An 18,157-nucleotide genomic window follows, 5' to 3' on the forward strand; every position below is an offset into this window, starting at 1 on the left:
CCCATGCGGGCGCTTTGCAACCCATGTTGCAAATCTTGCGTGCGATGACTTTCTGCGGCCATCTGCGCTGAATATGGTGATGCCAAGAACGCGTACAAACTGCCCGCCGCCCGGCCTGCCAGGCAGCGTAATAAATACGACTGATAAAGCGGAAGAATGCTGAAGAAGCGCGGAACCGGCCTCTGAAATCAAGAAAAAGATTAACACACTGCGGCGCAAGGTGGCGTTTTTTATCTATCAATCCATTTGCAAACCTGGGGTCGCAAAGCCACAAAGGAAGCGGCTGAAGCTGACATCTGACGCATGCCGCCAGCATTGTCATGCAAGTGTATAGATTGCCACAACGCGAATACTTTCTTGTGCGGCGCCAAAACCGGGCCCCAATTCGCTATCGCTGAGCAAAGGCGGAATCATGTCGCAAGAGAGTTGCAACAAAGCGGCTTGCCTTTGGATATTTCAGTATTGCGCAAAGGCGCACCGCATAAATTGGTGGTCAGCAAACTGCCCAGCTGGCGCGAACAACGGCGCAAGCAAGAACAGTCGGTACGGGAAGCGCTGGCGGCGTGGCCGCCAGGATGAAGGCGGGTGGATGGAAATCAATGGCGGCAGGCTTGAATTGCGCTTACATAAGGAAAAATCGTGACTAGTCAGCCGAATTCCGGCCATCAGAGTAGGCTGGTTTGAGCGAAGCGATAAGCCGGCGTCGGCAGCGTTTGCGTCTGCCAAGCTTTGGAATTCCGCCTGAGCAACGATGGCGTCGCGTGCCCCCCCTGTTGGCTGAATTTTACCGAGATGCGTGCGCAGGGCGCCGGGATTGTCAAGGTTCGTGCTGAGAGCATTTTCCAAGACACGCCGGGCGATGATCTCTTCAGACGTCTTAGCCGAAGCGACGAGGCTGGATAGCTCCTCCTTCCAGGAAGAGAGGGATTGATCTTGAAATGATTGCATATAGATCTCATCAATTGATAATGCCGTGATCACGCAAAACCCAAAGCAAAATTCTACGCGCCGATTCCGTCATCAGGAATAGGCATCATACCCTGGTTGAACATGGGAATATCAGTGCGCGACTCATGCTGATCGACCAATACCGCATGCGCGCAAGGAACGAGGACATTCTCTCACTCCCACCCCACCCGCACACTCGCGTTATACGCCACCCCATATCCGAACAAGCCAATCACCCACTTGCCTGCCGCTGGCGCCGGGTGCAGGCAGCTGGCGGTGTTGCCGGGGCCGTCGTGGCGGCAGGCAAAGGCGCCGGCGGAAGGTTTGCCGCCGTGGCGGGTGTACAGATCAATATCGCCCACGCCGCCGCTGACTTGCACGTTCAGGTTTTTCGCGCCGGCTGGCAGTTCGACTTGGAAGTAACGCCAGCTTTTGGCCGGCACGCCGATGCTGTTTGCGGTTTGGCCGTTGCTCACATTGGGAATCTCATCCTGCACCTCGATTTGCCGGCTGAGGCTGGCTGTGGCGCCTTCGTTGTCTGTCACGGTTAATTGCACGGTGTAGGCGCCGGCGTGCGCATAGGTGTAGGCGGGATTGGTGCGGAATGAGCGCGCGCCGTCGCCAAACTGCCATTCGTAGCGTTGAATGGCGCCGTCGTCTGTGCTGCGGTTTTTGAAATCGACTTGCAAACCCCGCGCGCGCACATCAAAGGCGGCGTTCGGCGGCGTGACCTGGCTTTGGCCAATGTACAGCCAGGTGGCGCTGAGCGGCCCCCAGTTGCCCTGGCTGTCGCGCCCGCGCACATACAGCAAATGCTTGCCGGCGCGCATGGCGCTGACATCCAGCAGCGCAGCCGCCTGTTCTTGCGGACTGTTGAATGCGCCATCGCTGGCTTGCATGGGGATGGCTTGTGCACCGGCGCTCCAGGGCGGCAGGCCGATATACAATTCCGCCGCCGCAACATTGCGTATCGCTTCGCGCCCATTGCTGTGCTGGTAACGTGTCCCGTCCAGGGCGGCGCTGATATTGACGTAGCGCCCTGCGCTGCGCTGCGCATACAGACTGTGCGCATCCGGCCCTTGTGCGAGGAGATACGGGGCGCGGCTGGCTTTGGCGGCGTAGATCAGGGCCGGCAGATTGTCCGGCAGGATGCTGCGCTGGTAGTCGTTGCAGGATTCAAAAAACGCTGTGCCAAGTTCAAAGGTGAGCGCGGCCACGCCCAGTTCGCCATAGCTCGGGCCATCGCTTGTGCCGTCGGTTTCATATAAACCCAGTGCGCGCTGCGGGGTGTATTTGTTCCAATACGCGAGTTTGCGCGCCAGGGTGGCGAATTGGGCTTGATTGCCGGCGGGCGCGCCTTTTGTGCCCCAGGGATACAGCAGCAGCCGGCCATGACTGTGCAAATCCAGGTGCAGACCGGAAACATCGGCGGCGGCGGCATCGCTGCGTTGCGGCCCGCGCCGGTCGGGCCACAGGCTGCGGATGTATTGCTGAATCGCCTGCACTTCCGGCTCTGAGGCGGCTTGCGGGCCGCGATAGGTTTCGCGGCAGGGATCAGCGGATGAGCCGGCGCCGTTGCTGTCATTCCAGGCAAACGAAAAATTGCGGTTCAAGTCCACTCCGCGCCACGGGCTGTTGGCGCCGCAATATGCGGTGTTGGTGTTTTTGCGCCATAGCAGGCCGCGTTCGGCTTGCTTGCGCCCGTCCGGGTTGGCGACCAGCAGAATGTGTATTTCGTGGTGGTCCAGAATCCATGTCAGGTCGGCGTCCACCTCATGTCCCTGCAGCAGACGGCTGGCGAATTCCAGCGCGAGCGGGGTGGTGCTGTATTCGCGCGCATGGATGCCGGCTTGCACCAACAGAATCGGCTTGGGGCCGGGGATGTGGCGATTGCTGAGTTTTAAGACTTTCAAGTCATAGCCGGCTTGCGCGTTTTGTGTGCGCTCCCAGGAACTGCCGATGATTTGCCAGGCCGCCAGATGCGGTTTCGCGGCAATCAGGGCGTCGCCTTTGGCGAACACTTCTTCCACCGTGGGATAGCAGTTGTAATACTGAATGCCGCTGAATTCCGGCGCGGCGGCGGCTTGTTTGTCTTGCTGTCTGGCGTGTTGTTTGGCTTGTTGTTTGGCGTGCTGCACCTGGCGCGCCAGCCATTGCGGATCGGGCTTTAACTGAAATCCGGCGGCGCGCAATTCCTGTGCTTCCTGCGGATTCACCAGCACCACCATATAGCCCAGTTCGTATTTCGATTCCAGCGTTTCATATTTGCCGTGCGCAATCGCGCGCGCCGCCTGAATGTCGTGGAAATAGGCGCGCACCAGGCTGCGCGCGGCCCCGTCTTGCCCGCTGTGCGCCAGTGCGCTGCCGCACAGGGCGAGGCCGGGCAATATGCGCCATAATTTGCTTAATCGCTGTGTGTTCATCTGTGTCCCAGATTGTGTTGACTGCCGCCACTCCGGCGCCGTACCGTTGCCAGCGTATTGCGCGGCGCATCAGGCAGACGGGGCCAGCCGCGCCATCGCCTGCGCCAAAGCCTGCTGCTGCGGCGCGCCTTGCTCCAGTGCGGCGATCACGCTGTGCAGATCAGCCGGTTCCCGATTCTGGCTGCATTTGCATTTCAGCTCCATGCTGCGCACCCGCAGTTCGATGCCGACGATAGCGCGCAACATTTTTTCGGTGTAGTCCGGCGGCGCGTCTTCTATGCGCCAGGGATGTTCCTGTCCCGCTTCATGGTGCGCGGTGAGTTCAGTGAGGAAGCTGCGCAGCCAGACCGGATCGTCGATCGCGCGCAAATCGGCTTGCACATGCGCCACCAGATAATTCCAGGTCGGCACTGCTTTGCCGTGAATTTTTTTGGAAGCGTACCAGTTCGGTGAAATATAGCCTTGCTCAGCCTGAAACACGGCCAGACATTCACCCGCCTGACGCCAGAGCGGATTGGCGCGCGCCACATGGCCGCGCAAAATCAGGCTGCCATCTTGCTGCGCATAGCAATGCAAGGGGATATGGTCGGCCTGCAATCCCTCCCCGGTATGGCGCACGATGCAGGCCAGCGGGAATGCTTGCGCCAACTGAACAAAAAGCTGCGGATCTTGTGAGCGGTAGTGGGATGGCGTGTACATGAGGCGGCTGTGTGGAGTTATGCAATAGTTGGATTGTATGCGTAATCTGCAATTTTCAGCATGCCGCCCATGCCGCCCCGCTTTGTCGTATGCTAGCGCGCATCTGCCTCGTTCCGGGTCTGCTATGAAACTCCTGTCCGTCACGCTTTCCATGCTTGTCCTGCCAGCCCTCAGTGCGGCCCAAACGCCCCTCAGCGGCGGCATCTGGCATGGCGCAATCGGCGCTTTGCCCATCAGCGTCTGCCGCAATGATGCCGAGAGTCCGCTGCTGTACTACTACCACAGCCAGGGCAAGGTGTTGCGGCTGGAGGCGGACAAAGAAGGTTTTGCGCTGGCCGGCGGCGAGCGCTGGCGCAAGCTGCGCGCGCAGGGCGACACGATTAGCGGCGAATGGCATAGCGGCAAAGGGAAACAGCTGGCGCTGCAGCTCAAGGCCGCCGCGCATGGCAAACATGAGGCGGATGAGCGGAACTGCGCACATCCGGTGTTTTATCAGGCGATGCAAAAGAAAGTGCAGTACCGCGAAGAGCCGCCGCAGCAATTCGGCGCGCTGGCTTACCGCAACTACAGCTTGCGGCTGGCGCTGGAGGGTTTCAACGCGCAGCTGTTGGATCAGCGCATCGAATTGCTTGCGCCGGGGGACGGGCCGAAGCGTATCAATCAGGCGCTGCGCAAAGAATTCAAGCTGGCGAATGGCATGCCGGCGCTGTTGGAATGCCATGCCACCGCACTCGCGGCGCATGGCCAGGATGGCGATTACACACAGGAAATGAAGCCGGTGTTTGCGCGCGGGCCGTATCTCAGTATTGAAACCAGTTACAGCAATTTTTGCGGCGGCGCACATCCGGCCAGCGGCGCAATGGTGGATGTGTGGGATTTGCGCAGCGGCCAGATGCTGGATGTTTGGCGCTGGTTTCAAGGCGGCAAGGCGGAGCGCCTGCCGCCCAAACTGGAACGGCTGTTGCAAGAAAAACTGGCGCGCGCGCAAAAAGAACATCCGGACTGCGCTGCCGAAGTCGCGCAAAATCGCAGTTTCCGTGTCTGGCTGAGCGCCAACGGAATCAGTTTTTCCACGCAGCTGCCATATGTTTCACATGCCTGTGACGATACGGCCGAACTGAGTGCGGACAGCTTGCGGCCATTCCTGAATGCGCGCGGCAAGCAGGAAATGCAAGCCTTATTCGGCAAATGAAGACAGCGATTTTGCCACTGGAATTGGCGGCCTGCCGCGTGCGCCGGCTGCGTGAGCAGGATTTGACGGCGTTTCAAGCATACCGCTGCGATCCGCAAATCGGGCGCTATCAGGGCTGGCAAGCGCAAAGCGATGCGCAGGCGCTGGCGTTTTTACAGGAAATGGCGGCCGCGCCGCTGTTGACGCCTGGCGCATGGCTGCAGCTTGGCATTGCCGACGCCGCCAGCGATGTCTTGCTGGGCGATCTGGGTTTGTTTTTGGCGGCGGATGGGCTAAGCGCGGAAATCGGCTTTTCGCTGGCGCGCGCAGCGCAGGGGCGCGGCATTGCCACGGCGGCAGTGCGCGCCGCCTGCGCGCTGCTGTTTGCGCATACCCAGGCGCAACAGATCGCCGGCATTGCCGATGCGCGCAATCTGCCTTCGATTCGGCTGCTGCAGCGCATCGGCATGCAGTTTGTGCGTGAAGAAGCGTGCGTCTTCCGTGGCGAGCGCTGCATTGAGGCGCATTACGTCCTGGCGCGCCCGGCTTCAGGCTGTGTGATATAAGCCCCGGGTCTGCGCAAACACCCGCGTCAAGCCCAGCAAGACATCAATATACGGTGTTGGCATATCCAGCTCACGTCCGATTTGCTGCACCACCGTCACCAGGGCGTCGAGTTCTATCGGTTTGCCGGCTTCCACATCTTGCAACATGGAGGTGCGCAAGGCGCCGAGTTTGCGCGTGATCGCCATGCGGTCGGCTCCGCTTTGCGCAATCGGGCAGCCGATGCGGGCGCCGATGGCGGCGGCTTCCGCCATCACATCCAGACAGAAGCGGTTGACTTCGTGGTCGTCCAAAATCTTGTCGCCGGTGGCCCCGGTCAGGGCGGAGATCGGGTTCATGGTCATATTGCCCCACAGCTTGTACCAGATCTGGGTGCGGATTTCATGGCTGACGTCAACCTCAAAACGGGCTTCGCGCAAGATCTGCGCCAGCTGCGCCAGACGCGCGCTGTCGGCTCCGTCCGGCTCGCCGATGATCAAGCGATTGCCCATCGCCAGCCGCACCACGCCGGGCTGCGGGCAGGCGGCGGATAAGTGCACCACGCAACCCATGGTTTGCGCGACCGGCAGCGCCTGCGACAGGCGGCCATCTTTATCCAGCGCCGGCAGGTGCACGCCATGCAGCGGCACATCCGGGGTGGCGAAAAACCACCAGGGCACGCCATTCATGGCGGCCAGAATCAGGGTGTCGGGGCCGATCAGATGCGCCAGTTGCGGCAAGACTTCAGGCAAGGCCGGCGCCTTCAATGACAAAATCAGCACGTCCTGTACGCCAAGCTGCTGCGCATCGGCCACAGCGCGCACCGGCTGCGTGATCTCTTGCCATGCGCCCTGTTGCTGCTCTTGCAGCACAATGCCTTTGCTTTGCAAAGCATCCAGGGTGGCCCCGCGCGCCACGACGCTGACCTGACGCCCGCTTTGGGCCAGACGCGCCGCCAGTAAACCGCCAATTGCGCCTGCGCCAAAAACTGCGATTTTATTCATACTTAGCTCCTTCCATTCCATGCCGCATTGATAAGTAAAGCGTCTTGCCAAGCAGATACAATACCGGTTTGGCTGCGATTCAGACTTTTTTGCATTTCAAGCCGGCTATTTTGCACCTTGTCGCAAATCAATGGCGTCTGTTTGCGGATTTGCGTAAGTTCGCAATATGAGAAAAGGGAAACCCCTCCCTGCCTGAAACCGGACCTGGCTTACTGTGGAGCGCTGTATGGAATTAAAAATTGAAAAGCTGTGCAAGACCTATGGCAATGGGGTGCAAGCCTTGAACAATATTTCGCTGACCATACCGGCTGGCATGTTCGGCTTGCTGGGCCCGAACGGGGCCGGCAAATCCACCCTGATGCGCACCCTGGCCACCTTGCAGCAAGCTGACAGCGGCGCGGTGTTTTTGGACGACATCGATGTGCTCGACGATACCGAGGAAGTGCGCCGGGTGCTGGGTTATCTGCCGCAGGATTTCGGCGTCTATCCGAAAGTCAGCGCCTATGAGCTGCTTGACCATTTCGCGCGCTTGAAAGGCTTATCCAATGCCAAGCAGCGGCGCGAGGTGGTGGACGGACTGTTGCAGCAAACCAATCTGTACCAGGTGCGACATAAGGCGATGGGTGGTTTTTCCGGCGGCATGCGGCAACGTTTCGGGATTGCCCAGGCCCTCATCGGCGACCCCAAATTGATTATTGTCGATGAACCCACCGCAGGTCTCGATCCGGAAGAACGGGTGCGCTTTCATAATCTTTTATCCGATATCGGCCACGACAAAATCGTGATTTTGTCCACCCATATCGTCGGCGATGTGGCCGATCTGTGCCAGAACATGGCGGTGATCAATAAAGGCCGCCTGCTGCTGGCGGGCGAGCCGATGCGCTTTATCCGCCAAATCGAAGGCTTGATCTGGCAACGCTTTATCGACAAACACGAGCTGGCCGATTATCAACAAAAACACCAGGTCATTTCCAGCCGCCTGATGTGCGGCCGCACCATGATCCATGTGTATGGCGCGCAGCAGCCCGGCCCCGGTTTTGAAGCGGTCGCGCCGACGCTGGAAGATGTGTATTTCTCCACCATTTATCACGCCACCGAACGCAGCGGAGCTTGATCATGAAAGCTATGCTGGCCATCCTCGGATTTGAATTCCGGCAGCGCATGAAGCTGCTCTCGACCCACATTTACTTTTTGATTTTCCTGGCTTTAAGCATGTTGTGGATGGCCGCTGCCGGCGGCGCATTTTCTGAGGCCACGGTTTCCTTCGGCGCCAAAGCCTATGTCAATTCGCCGTATGCGGTGGCGCAGACCATCGCTTTTCTGACTTATGCCGGCGTGATTGTGATCGCGGCGGTGATGGGGCGTGCGGTGCAGCAGGATTTTGAATACCGGATTCACGATTTCTTTTTTTGTGCGCCCATCAGCAAGCATCAATACCTGCTTGGCCGCTTTTTCGGCGCCTGGCTGACCCTGGTGTATATCTTCGCCAGCATCGGCCTGGGCGCGTGGCTGGCGATTTATCTGCCGGGCCTGGATGCTGAACGCTTCGGCCCCTCGCATATCCTGCATTACATCCTGCCGTATCTGTATATCACGCTGCCGAATCTCTTGATTCTGGGCGGTATGTTTTTCATGCTGGCCGCCACCACCCGCCGCATGTTGCCGGTGTATGTCGGCGGTGTGCTGTTGCTGATCGGCTATCTGATTGCTTCGCGCATGGCGCAAGATCTGGAATATCGCGATATCTCCGCGCTGCTCGATCCCTTTGGCATCCGGGCGCAAGCACGTCTGACGGAATATTGGCCGATTCATGACAAAAATAACCGCACCCTGACGCTGGAAGGCATTTTCCTGTTCAATCGCTTGCTGTGGGCGGGCCTGGGCATACTGCTGTTTGCTCTGGGCGCCTGGCGCTTCCGTTTCACCAGCCGGCAAGAGCTGCGCGCGCCGCGCAGTGAAGAAAAAACAGACTCGCCCAAAAGCGTGCAGTTTGTGCGCCATGCGCCTGATTTCAGCCAATACAAGCCCAGCCGCCTTCTGTGGCCGCTGACCTGGCTGAATCTGCGTGAAACGATTAAAAATGTGTACTTCGGCGTGATTGTGTTAGCCGGCGTGCTCTTGATGTTTTTCATTGCGCGCGAAGCCGGCAAGGCGTATGGCGTGCAAACCTGGCCGGTGACTTACAACATGCTGGAAATGCTGTCCGGCTCGTTTGCCCTGTTCATGCTGATCACCACCACGTTTTACAGCGGCGAATTGGTGTGGCGCGAACGTGAAGCCGGTCTGGCCCTGATGCATGACGCGCTGCCGCTGCCGAATTGGCTGTATATGCTGCCCAAATTATTGGCCCTGATCTTGATGCAGGGTTTGATGCTGCTGCTGGTTTTGCTGTGCGGTTTATGCGTGCAAGCGGTGCAAGGCTATTTCAAATTTGAGATCAATCAATATCTGTTCCAGCTGTTTGTGCTGCAATGGCCGCAATATGCGCTGCTGGCGGTGCTGGCGATCACGGTGCAAGTGCTGGTGAATCAAAAATACCTGGGCTTTTTTGTGATGATCGTGTACTACCTGGTCAGCTCACTGGGGCCGCAATTCGGTCTGGAACACCCGATGCTGTTCTATGGCCACATTCCGGAATACACCTATTCCGACATCAATCAATACGGCCATGCGCTGCCGAAAATGGCCTGGTTCGGCGCATATTGGGGCGGGCTGGCGCTGATTTTGCTGTGCATTGCGCTGGCTTTATGGCCGCGCGGCGTGAATGATGAATGGCGCTCACGCCTGCAACTGGCGCGCATGGAATTAAGCCCGCGCGTGCTGGGCGCCGCCGGCCTGGGTTTGACCCTGTTCCTGGCGTGCGGCGGCGTGATTTTCTATAACACCAATGTGCTCAATGACTACACAACCTCGTTTGAGCGTGAAGAGCAGCAGGCCAGCTATGAAAAACGCTACAAGCGCCTGCAAGACCGGCCCCAGCCGCGCATCAGCGATGTGCGTTTGAAAGTCGATATCGAACCCTATGCCCGCAGTGCGCAAATCGCCGGCAGTTATCGTGTGCAAAACCGCAGCGACAAGCCGATTCATGAAATTTATGTGAATCTGCCGCGAGAGGCGCGGGTGCGCAAGATGGAATTCAAGCAAGGCGCGGCGGCCCAGATCGCCGACAAGGAACTTGGCATGTACAGCTACAAGCTGGACGAAGCCTTGGCCCCGGGGGCCAGCGCAGAGCTTGATTTTGCGCTCGACTATGCGCCCAAGGGCATGCTCGGACTGGAAAGCGATACGCCGGTGATTTATAACGGCTCCTTCTTCAATCAAGATGTGTTGCCGCATCTGGGCTATCACGCCGAGGCGGAACTTGTGGACGACCGGGTGCGCAAAAAACACGGCCTGGCGCCGAAGGAACGCATGCTGCCGCGCGACGATGCGCGCGGGCTGGCGTTCAATCCGATCGGGCCGGATGCGGATTGGGTCAGCTTTGAAGCGATTTTAAGCACCGCGCCGGATCAAATCGCAATCGCCCCCGGCTATCTGCAAAAGCAATGGCAGGCGAATGGCAAAGCTTATTTCCACTACCGCATGGATCAGCCGATTTTGAATTTCTACGCCTTCCAATCGGCGCGCTATGCGGTCAAGAAAGACCAATGGCGCGGCCTGCCGCTGGAGATTTATTACCAGCCGGGCCATGAATACAATTTGGATCGCATGTTCAATGGCATCAAGGACAGCCTGAATTATTTCAGCCGGGCGTTTTCCCCTTACCAGCACAAGCAAGTGCGGATTATCGAGTTCCCGCGCTACGCCACGTTTGCGCAATCCTTCCCGAATACGATTCCCTATTCGGAAGCGATCGGCTTTATTGCGCGGGTGGATGACAATGACCCGCACAGCATCGACTACCCCTACTATGTGACGGCGCATGAAGTGGCGCATCAGTGGTGGGGCCACCAAGTGGTTCCGGGCAATACGCGCGGCCAGACCATGATGATTGAGACCCTGGCGCAATATTCCGCGCTGATGGTGATGAAGCGTAAATACGGCCCGGAAAAAATGCGCCGCTTCCTGCGCTATGAGCTGGACCGCTATTTGCAGGAACGCGCACACGAGTCGAAGAAAGAATTGCCGCTGGCGCACACTGAAAACCAGGGTTACATCCATTACCGCAAGGGCAGCGTGATCATGTACCACCTGCAAGAAGCGCTGGGCGAGGAAAAAATCAACGCCGTCTTGCAAGACATCGTGCGCCAGCATGGCGGACGCGGCGCGCCCTACCCCAGCAGCGCCGTGCTGGTGCAAGGCTTGCTCAACATTGCGCCGCCGGAATTCCAATATCTGGTCAAAGAAAGTCTGGAAGACATCGTGCTGTATGAAAACCGCGCCCTGTCGGCGCAGGGCGTCAAACTGGCCGATGGCAAGTACCAGGTGACTTTGAAATTTGATGCCGGCAAAGTGCGCGCGGATGAGCTGGGCAAGGAAACGCCGATGCAGATGAATGATTGGGTGGAATTCGGCGTTGATGATGAAAACGGCAAGCCGCTGCTGCGTGAGAAACGCTGGATCAAGCGCGGTGAGCAAAGCTTGCAATTCGTAGTCGCCGCCAAACCGGCCAAGGCCGGGATTGATCCTGATAATAAATTGATAGACCGCAAGCCGGCTGACAATATGGTCAGGCTGGAACTGGAGAACGGCAGAAAGTAAGGCATGGGAAAATGGGGCGCAAGCCCCATTTTCTTTTTAAGAGGAGTTGCCAGAGAATCAAACAAGATGATGCAAGATATTCGCTTTATTTTGCTTGGCGCATCAAATATGACAAAAAAGAGTGGACAAAACTTCAATATCATGAAATGCTAAGACATTGGCTAGCATAAAAATAAAGACCTGCCTAGTCCCGCCCAAGTCAAACCCGCAGGATTGGCGTCAAAAATACAACAGGTCATACACCGGACATATCCGGCAGCAAGAATGTGCCAACCGCACAACGCCGGAAGCAGACTGGATCGATTGCATTATGCAGGCGCGCCCATCAAGCCGCGTTTGCACGGGAGCAGTGCTTGCACCCATCCTCCCAAGCCTAGAGGAGTTGCTTTGCCATGAGTTACTTAATCAAGAGCAATTACAGCAATGTCGCCCAGTTGAAAGAACTGATGACAGCGCCCCCGATGACCCGGGAACAACATGCGGCCGTCATGCGTCGCCGCATACAAAAACGCAGAATGCTGGAAGAAGTGCGCGACCTGAAAAGCGCTGTGCGCAGTATGTTTGATTGAACCCGCCCCGTCTTACTCTGTTTTCATCATCTTTCATTTTTTCCGATTCAAGGTTCAGCCGCGCGCCTGTCTGCGCATAAACAACCCTTGCATGCCGGGATAATGCCTCTGAAGCTGCTTCATGCCGCTGCTGGTGAACTGTTCCCCCGACTCTTGCAACATGCGCCAGCGCAGCAGCCCTGCGCCGGCTTTTTTGCTTTGGCGCAAACTTTTCTTTTCAACAAGTCCCGGATCACCTTGTAATCAGAATCATTCTCATTTACAATGGGAATGATTCTCAATTCGCTGCGTTGCCCGCAGCTTTCTACCGGCTCAAACAGGACTTGATGTGAATTTTGCTGATCACAACCCGGGTTTGCTGCACCGCGCCAAGCATGCGCCAGGCTTGCTGGTTGCGCTGGGAGTGCACGCCTTAGCCTTGCTGGCGGTGTTGACCCATCAACAAATCGCGCAAATCAAAACGCAAAAAGTGGAATTGGTGCGCATCATCATGCCGGAACCGCTGCCTGTACAGCAGCCCAAACCTTTGCCGGTGAATCAACATTTCAAAGCCCCCCCTTTGCCGCAACTCCATCCGCCGCAATTGCCCGATCTGACCCCGCCGGTAGAGCACAATGCGCCGGCGATCAGCCAGCCGGCCAGCATTGCGCCGCCAAGTCCGCTCGCACAAGCTGCGCAGCCTGTCGCGCCGCCAGCGCCGCCCGCACCGAAAAGCGCCAGCCTGTCGCCGCCGCGTTTTGACGCCGATTATCTGGACAACCCGCCGCCCAACTATCCGCCCTTATCGAAAAAGGCGCGCGAAGAAGGCACGGTGCTGCTGCGTGTGCTGGTGGACGCCAGCGGGCACGCCGACAGAGTCGAATTAAAAGAAAGTTCCGGCTTTGAAAGGCTGGATCGCGCTGCTTTGAATGTGGTGCAGCGCTGGCGTTTTGTGCCAGCGCGCCAAGGCAGTGAACAAGTCTCCGCTTGGGTGCTGGTGCCCATCGTTTTCAATCTGCGTCAGGCTTAAAGACGCAGACTTTTCTTCTGACAACCCTATCCAGGCCGCCAGCCCAGCCCGCTTAGCCAGCCAGCCTGCTTTTTTTGGATTGAGTAATGCAAAGCAATATCACTTCCTTGCTGCCGCTGGGCGCAGCCCTGATGGCCGGCGGCTTGTCGCTGGCGCATGCCGCCGATGTCAAACCCGCTGCGGCGCCGGCAGCGCAAAACGCAAAAGCTGAGAACAAAAGCGAGGGCAAAGAACGGCAGTTGAACGCAGTCAATGTCAGCGCCGACGCTGATAAGCCGGATGGTTTGCGCGCCAGCAAAACCCGGGTCGGCAAAACCGTGCAGGATCCGCACGATATTCCGCAAGCCGTCACCACGGTCACCAATAAATTGATGGAGCAACAGCAAACCGGTTCGCTGCGCGAAGCGCTGCGCAATGTGGCGGGCTTGAGCTTTAACGCTGCCGAAGGCGGCCGCTCGGGCGACAATATGAATCTGCGCGGCTTTTATACTTTCGGCGATATGTATCTGGATGGCATCCGCGACACCGCCCAATACAATCGCGAAACTTTCAATCTGGAGCAAATCGATGTGCTGCGCGGCGCCGGCGCCATGCTGTTCGGGCGCGGTCAGGCCGGCGGCGTGATCAACCAGGTCAGCAAAACCCCGTGGGCGATTGATGCGCTGAAACTCAGTGCGTCAATCGCCAGCCGCAATTCGCATGAAGCCACGCTGGACTGGAATAAAGTGGTCAGCCCTGACACCGCCTTCCGTGTGAATCTGATGAAGCGCAAAGAAGTCAGCGCGCGCGTCAATCCCTCCAATGATGCGCATGCGCAAAGCGACCGCGACGGCGCCGCCTTCTCGATGGCGCTGAACCGCACCGGCAAACATAAATTCTGGCTCAATCTGTATCAAGTCAATACGCACGACAATCCGGATTTCGGCATTTCGTTTGACGCCGCCACCCGCGCGCCCAACCAGAAAATGCCGGCGGATTGGTTCTGGGGCACGGATAAGACCTTTGATAACAGCGACTCCATCATGTCCACCCTGGTGCATGAAGTACAGTTGACGCCGCAAATCGCCTGGCGCAATCAAGTGCGGCGCGCCCAATACCACCGTACTTACTGGGCCAAAACGCCGAATCTGACGAACCCGCCCAGCCCGATCGGCGCGGTGGGCGGCAATCAGTCGCGCACCTCGCAATACGACACCCGGAATCTGCAATCAGATCTGTCCGGTAAATTCAAATACGCCGGCATGACGCATGAATGGCTGGCCGGCCTGGAATATTTGAAAGAAGGCAGCTACCGCAAAACGCTGAATAATTTCGGCACAGCAGCGGCGCCGGTATTCCGTCCCTGGGCGGAAAATGTGAGCGGCAATCCGACCGCCTTCACCGGCAAATCCTGGGCCGTGTATGCGCAAGATACGGTGGAATTCGTGCCGCAATGGAAGGCCACGCTCGGCCTGCGCCGCGACAGCCTGAAAGCCGATTATTCGAGCGCCACCTCGCCCAAGCTGGACTTTGCCGAAACCAGCGTGCGCAGCGCCCTCTCCTTCCATCCGAAAGAAGACAGCCACTACTACCTGGCCTACAGCGATTCTTTCAGCCCGACCGCTGACCTGTATCAATTGACCGTCAAACCGCAGCCGGCGGAACGCTCGAATGTGATTGAATTGGGCGGCAAATGGCTGCTGGCCGATGGCGACCTGGCTTTGCGCGCCGCACTGTATCGCGCCACCAAAAACTGGGAACGCAATGCCGACCTGGAATCGACTGCCGCGATTTTGACCAAAAAACGCCGCACCGATGGCCTGGAGTTTGAAGTCGCAGGCCGCTTGAATGAACATTGGGAAATTTTTGGCGGCGTGAGCTTGATGCGCGCGCGCATTTTGCAAGTGGCGGAAAACATCAACGCCAGCACCGGCGCCATCACCTATGGCAACCCGGAATATGTCGGCAAGCCGGCGCGCAATACGCCAAGCTACAGCTACAACCTGTGGACCACCTATGATTTCCGCAATGGCTTCACGCTGGGCGGCGGGGTTGAGGGCAAGGGCAAGCGCGCGGCGGTCAATCCGTCCGGGGCTGGCGCTGTGCCGACCTTGAACGGGGCCTATCATCCGAATACCGCACCGGCTTACACCCGCGTCGATTTGATGGCCAGCTGGCAAAGCGGTAAATGGCTGACCCGCTTGAATATCAAGAATTTGGCCAACACCCTGTATTACGATGCGGTGTATGACAATGGCGGCTTTACCGTGCCCGGCCCGCGCCGCACGGTGGCGCTGAACGTCGAATACACATTCTGAGGACGCCTTATGCTGTTGACCCTGCCTGACGTATTATCCCCCGGGCAAGTGCGCCAGGCGCGCACCTTACTGTCCCAAGCCCGATGGGAAGACGGGGCCAACAGCGCTGGCAGCCAGGCGGCGGCGGTGAAAGCCAACCGCCAGCTGGCGGCTGACGCCGCCGAATTGCCAGCGCTGCGCGCCATGGTTTTGCAAGCCCTGCAAGGCCATGCCCAGTTTTTCGCCGCTGCGCTGCCGCGCCACATCCTGCCGCCCATGTTCAACCGCCACAGCGGCGACTTGAATCATTACGGCGCGCATGCGGATTGCGCTCTGCATGCGCTGCCGGGCGGCGGCTGGCTGCGCGCCGATCTTTCAGCCACTTTGTTTTTATCTGAACCGGATGACTACCAGGGCGGCGCCTTGCGCATTCATGACACCTTTGGCGTGCATGATGTCAAGCTGCCGGCGGGCAGTCTGGTGCTCTACCCTTCTTCCTCGATTCATGAAGTGCAAGCCGTCACCGGCGGCGAGCGTCTGGCTTGCTTCATGTTTATACAAAGCCTGGTGCGCGACGCCGGCCAGCGCCGTTTGCTGTATGAAATGGATATGGCTTTGTTGAGCTTGCGCGCGCAAGCGCAAGACGCCAGCGCGCAAGCCGCGCTGACTGCGCTGACCGGGACATACCACAACCTGTTGCGCATGTGGGGCGAAAATTGAATTCGTCTGAGCTGTATGGCGTGCTGGCCGAGTATCAACAACGCGCCGCCGCCACGTTGCCGCCGGAAATCTGGCACTACCTGGAACATGGCGCCGGGGCCGGCCACAGCCTGCGCGCGAATCTGCAAGCGTTTGCGCAAACCCCGCTGCTGCCGCGCGTGCTGGCGCAAGTCGGCGGCGGCGGCACGGCGCTGAATTTGTGCGGCCAGCGCTTAGCCCATCCCCTGCTGCTGGCCCCGATTGCCTATCAAGCGCTGTTCCACCCGGAAGCGGAAAGCGCCAGCGCGCAAGCGGCGCAAGCGCAAGATGCGCTGATGATTGTCAGCAGTCTGGCCAGCCGGCGTTTTCAGGAAATTGCCGCCAGCGGGGTGCAATGGTGGTTTCAGTTGTATTGGCAAGCTTCGCGTCAGGCCAGCCTGGCGCTATTGCAGCGCGCCATCGATGCCGGCTGCAGCGCTGTGGTGTTAACCGTGGATGCGCCGGTCAAGCAGGCGCAATTGCAACTGCCGCCGCATGTGCGCGCAGTGAATCTGGAAGCAGCGCCAGATCCGCACCTTATGGCGGGACAGAGCATGGTGTTTGATGGCTGGATGCGGCAAGCGCCGGATTGGCAAGACTTGGCCTGGCTGCGGCAGCAATGCCAGCTGCCTTTGCTGCTGAAAGGCGTTTTGCACCCCGATGATGCGGCGCAGGCGCAAGCGCTGGGCGTAGATGGCGTGATTGTCTCCAACCATGGCGGGCGGGTGCTGGATGGCACACCTTCGCCGCTGGCGATGTTGCCGCCGATCCGCAGCCGGGTCGGCCCGGCTTTTCCAGTGCTGCTTGACAGCGGCGTGCGCAGCGGACAGGATGCGCTCAAAGCCATCCTGGCCGGGGCCAATGCGGTGCTGCTGGGGCGTCCCTATATTTGGGCGCTGGCGGCCCAGGGCGCACTCGGCGTTGCGCATGTATTGCGCGTGCTGCGCGATGAATTGGAAATGAGTATGGCGCTGTGCGGCATGGCGCGCTTAGCGGCGCCGGACTGAATCGGCGCGCTTTATTTTTTCTCCTGCAACCAGTCCGGTTTTTCTGTCAGGCCGGAATCCACCACCACCAGATAGCGGCCCGGATGCGCCACCGGCTGCCGGTCTTTGCGCAAGACCCACAGCTTTTGCCCTTGTTTGAGCGCGGCGTCATAATCGGCGTCGAGCAAGCCATATTGATCAAGCACGCGGTTCAACTCAGTGGAAATGCGCACGCAGCCTTTGGAGGCGCGCTGCCCCAGACGCGATTCCAACAAAGCCGGATCAGTGGCGTGCATCAACAGCCGTATCGTACCCGGTTCGCGCGTGCCCCAACCGCGTTCGCTGTTGGCCCAACCGAAATCCCACACCCGCATCCCCTTTTCGCCATAGCCGCGCACGCCTTTTTGATTGCGCGTGCCTTCGGCGCGGAAATCTGGGTTGGCCAGGCTGTGCGGGAAAACGCCAAGCGGGGTGAGATAGTGATCAAAGCGCCCGGTGCGGCCAGTTGACACCGGGGCTGCGCCTGCCATTTCCCACGGCCCTTGCGGCGGTTTGGCGTAAATGAACAGGGTTTGCACATGCGGGTTGCGATCCACCAGCAGCACATATTGCGGCGTATGTTCAGGCGCGCCAGCGCTGCGCATAGCTTGCAGCATTTTGCCGGCATACTCGGCTTGCACTGCGGCAGGGACATGACGCTGTTTCAGCTTGCGCGTCTGCCACTGCGCTTTAAATTGCGCCAGCGTCAACGTGACCGGCGCAGGCGGCATGCTTTTCACACCGGCAGGCGGGACAGTGGCGGAAGGGGCAGCCGGGGCCGCTTGCGCTGCGGCAGCAGCCGCCATACTCCACATGAGCAGACAAAAAACAGTAAGCGGCATCCACATAGATGAATCCAGACAAGGGCCATGCACACAAAAATTGATCCTTGTTTCTATCATACTGGGAGCCTGCCGGATTTAGAAAAAATCTGCGGCAAAACCAGCAGAACGGGCCATATTTGGCTATCTTGTTGATCAATAAGCCCACTATTGACACTGCACAGCCGACAACAATCTATGCCCGCCCTGTTGATTTTCCGCTGCCACCC

The 18,157-nt window shown here is 58.7% G+C and carries 14 protein-coding genes; 9 read left to right on the top strand and 5 right to left on the bottom strand.

The features are described from left to right. Positions 1 to 456: 456 nt before the first annotated feature. The 3 genes from V8J88_RS18480 to V8J88_RS18490 form a co-directional block, all read right to left on the bottom strand. Positions 457 to 948 carry a hypothetical protein gene (locus tag V8J88_RS18480; RefSeq protein ID WP_338845702.1) on the bottom strand — a complete coding sequence of 164 codons (492 nt, stop codon included), beginning with the start codon at positions 946 to 948 and terminating at the stop codon, positions 457 to 459. A 173-nt stretch (positions 949 to 1,121) separates the two neighbouring features. Next, complete coding sequence (locus V8J88_RS18485) at positions 1,122 to 3,371, bottom strand: M14 family zinc carboxypeptidase (RefSeq protein ID WP_338845703.1); 2,250 nt, start codon at positions 3,369 to 3,371, stop codon at positions 1,122 to 1,124. A gap of 69 nt (positions 3,372 to 3,440) precedes the next feature. Continuing rightward, positions 3,441 to 4,070 (bottom strand): FMN-binding negative transcriptional regulator, encoded by a 630-nt coding sequence (locus V8J88_RS18490; protein WP_338845704.1) that lies wholly within the window; start codon positions 4,068 to 4,070, stop codon positions 3,441 to 3,443. A gap of 124 nt (positions 4,071 to 4,194) precedes the next feature. On the opposite strand from V8J88_RS18490, the gene V8J88_RS18495 reads away from it, so the two are divergent. Together V8J88_RS18495 and V8J88_RS18500 are read left to right on the top strand one after the other, a co-directional pair. Next, the gene (locus V8J88_RS18495) at positions 4,195 to 5,262 is read left to right on the top strand and encodes a hypothetical protein (RefSeq protein WP_338845705.1); all 1,068 of its coding nucleotides are present in this window, start codon (positions 4,195 to 4,197) and stop codon (positions 5,260 to 5,262) included. Continuing rightward, the gene (locus V8J88_RS18500; protein ID WP_338845706.1) at positions 5,259 to 5,807 is read left to right on the top strand and encodes a GNAT family N-acetyltransferase; all 549 of its coding nucleotides are present in this window, start codon (positions 5,259 to 5,261) and stop codon (positions 5,805 to 5,807) included. Before V8J88_RS18495 ends, V8J88_RS18500 begins: the two co-directional genes overlap by 4 nt. On the opposite strand, the gene V8J88_RS18505 is transcribed toward V8J88_RS18500, so the two are convergent. After that, a complete protein-coding gene (locus V8J88_RS18505) occupies positions 5,790 to 6,788 on the bottom strand; it encodes a 2-dehydropantoate 2-reductase (protein ID WP_338845707.1) in 999 nt (332 codons plus the stop codon). The two genes, V8J88_RS18500 and V8J88_RS18505, sit on opposite strands and share 18 nt — an antisense overlap. Positions 6,789 to 7,014: 226 nt before the next feature. Here V8J88_RS18505 and V8J88_RS18510 point away from each other — a divergent pair, with 226 nt between their 5' ends. The 7 genes from V8J88_RS18510 to V8J88_RS18540 all read left to right on the top strand — a co-directional run bounded on the left by V8J88_RS18510 (position 7,015) and on the right by V8J88_RS18540 (position 17,088). Then, positions 7,015 to 7,902: an ABC transporter ATP-binding protein gene (locus V8J88_RS18510; protein WP_338845708.1), complete on the top strand. Its 888-nt coding sequence runs from the start codon at positions 7,015 to 7,017 to the stop codon at positions 7,900 to 7,902. Positions 7,903 to 7,904: 2 nt separating this feature from the next. Then, on the top strand, positions 7,905 to 11,489 hold the full coding sequence (locus V8J88_RS18515; RefSeq protein WP_338845709.1) for a M1 family aminopeptidase: 3,585 nt from the start codon (positions 7,905 to 7,907) through the stop codon (positions 11,487 to 11,489). A 392-nt stretch (positions 11,490 to 11,881) separates the two neighbouring features. Next, positions 11,882 to 12,058, top strand: coding sequence for a hypothetical protein (locus V8J88_RS18520; RefSeq protein WP_338849990.1), 177 nt, complete (start codon positions 11,882 to 11,884; stop codon positions 12,056 to 12,058). Positions 12,059 to 12,386: 328 nt separating this feature from the next. Beyond that, positions 12,387 to 13,067: an energy transducer TonB gene (locus tag V8J88_RS18525; RefSeq protein ID WP_338845710.1), complete on the top strand. Its 681-nt coding sequence runs from the start codon at positions 12,387 to 12,389 to the stop codon at positions 13,065 to 13,067. 86 nt (positions 13,068 to 13,153) lie between these two features. Then, positions 13,154 to 15,364: a TonB-dependent receptor gene (locus V8J88_RS18530; protein ID WP_338845711.1), complete on the top strand. Its 2,211-nt coding sequence runs from the start codon at positions 13,154 to 13,156 to the stop codon at positions 15,362 to 15,364. Between the two features lie 9 nt (positions 15,365 to 15,373). Beyond that, positions 15,374 to 16,063, top strand: coding sequence for a Fe2+-dependent dioxygenase (locus V8J88_RS18535; RefSeq protein ID WP_338845712.1), 690 nt, complete (start codon positions 15,374 to 15,376; stop codon positions 16,061 to 16,063). Then, on the top strand, positions 16,060 to 17,088 hold the full coding sequence (locus V8J88_RS18540) for an alpha-hydroxy acid oxidase (RefSeq protein ID WP_338845713.1): 1,029 nt from the start codon (positions 16,060 to 16,062) through the stop codon (positions 17,086 to 17,088). Before V8J88_RS18535 ends, V8J88_RS18540 begins: the two co-directional genes overlap by 4 nt. Before the next feature lie 11 nt (positions 17,089 to 17,099). Here the strand turns inward: V8J88_RS18540 and V8J88_RS18545 are convergent, their stop codons facing one another. Further along, positions 17,100 to 17,912, bottom strand: a complete 813-nt coding sequence (locus V8J88_RS18545) for a L,D-transpeptidase (protein ID WP_338845714.1) — start codon at positions 17,910 to 17,912, stop codon at positions 17,100 to 17,102. Positions 17,913 to 18,157: the final 245 nt, after the last annotated feature.

This window comes from Massilia sp. W12 (assembly GCF_037300705.1).
GTDB lineage: Bacteria > Pseudomonadota > Gammaproteobacteria > Burkholderiales > Burkholderiaceae_D > JACPVY01.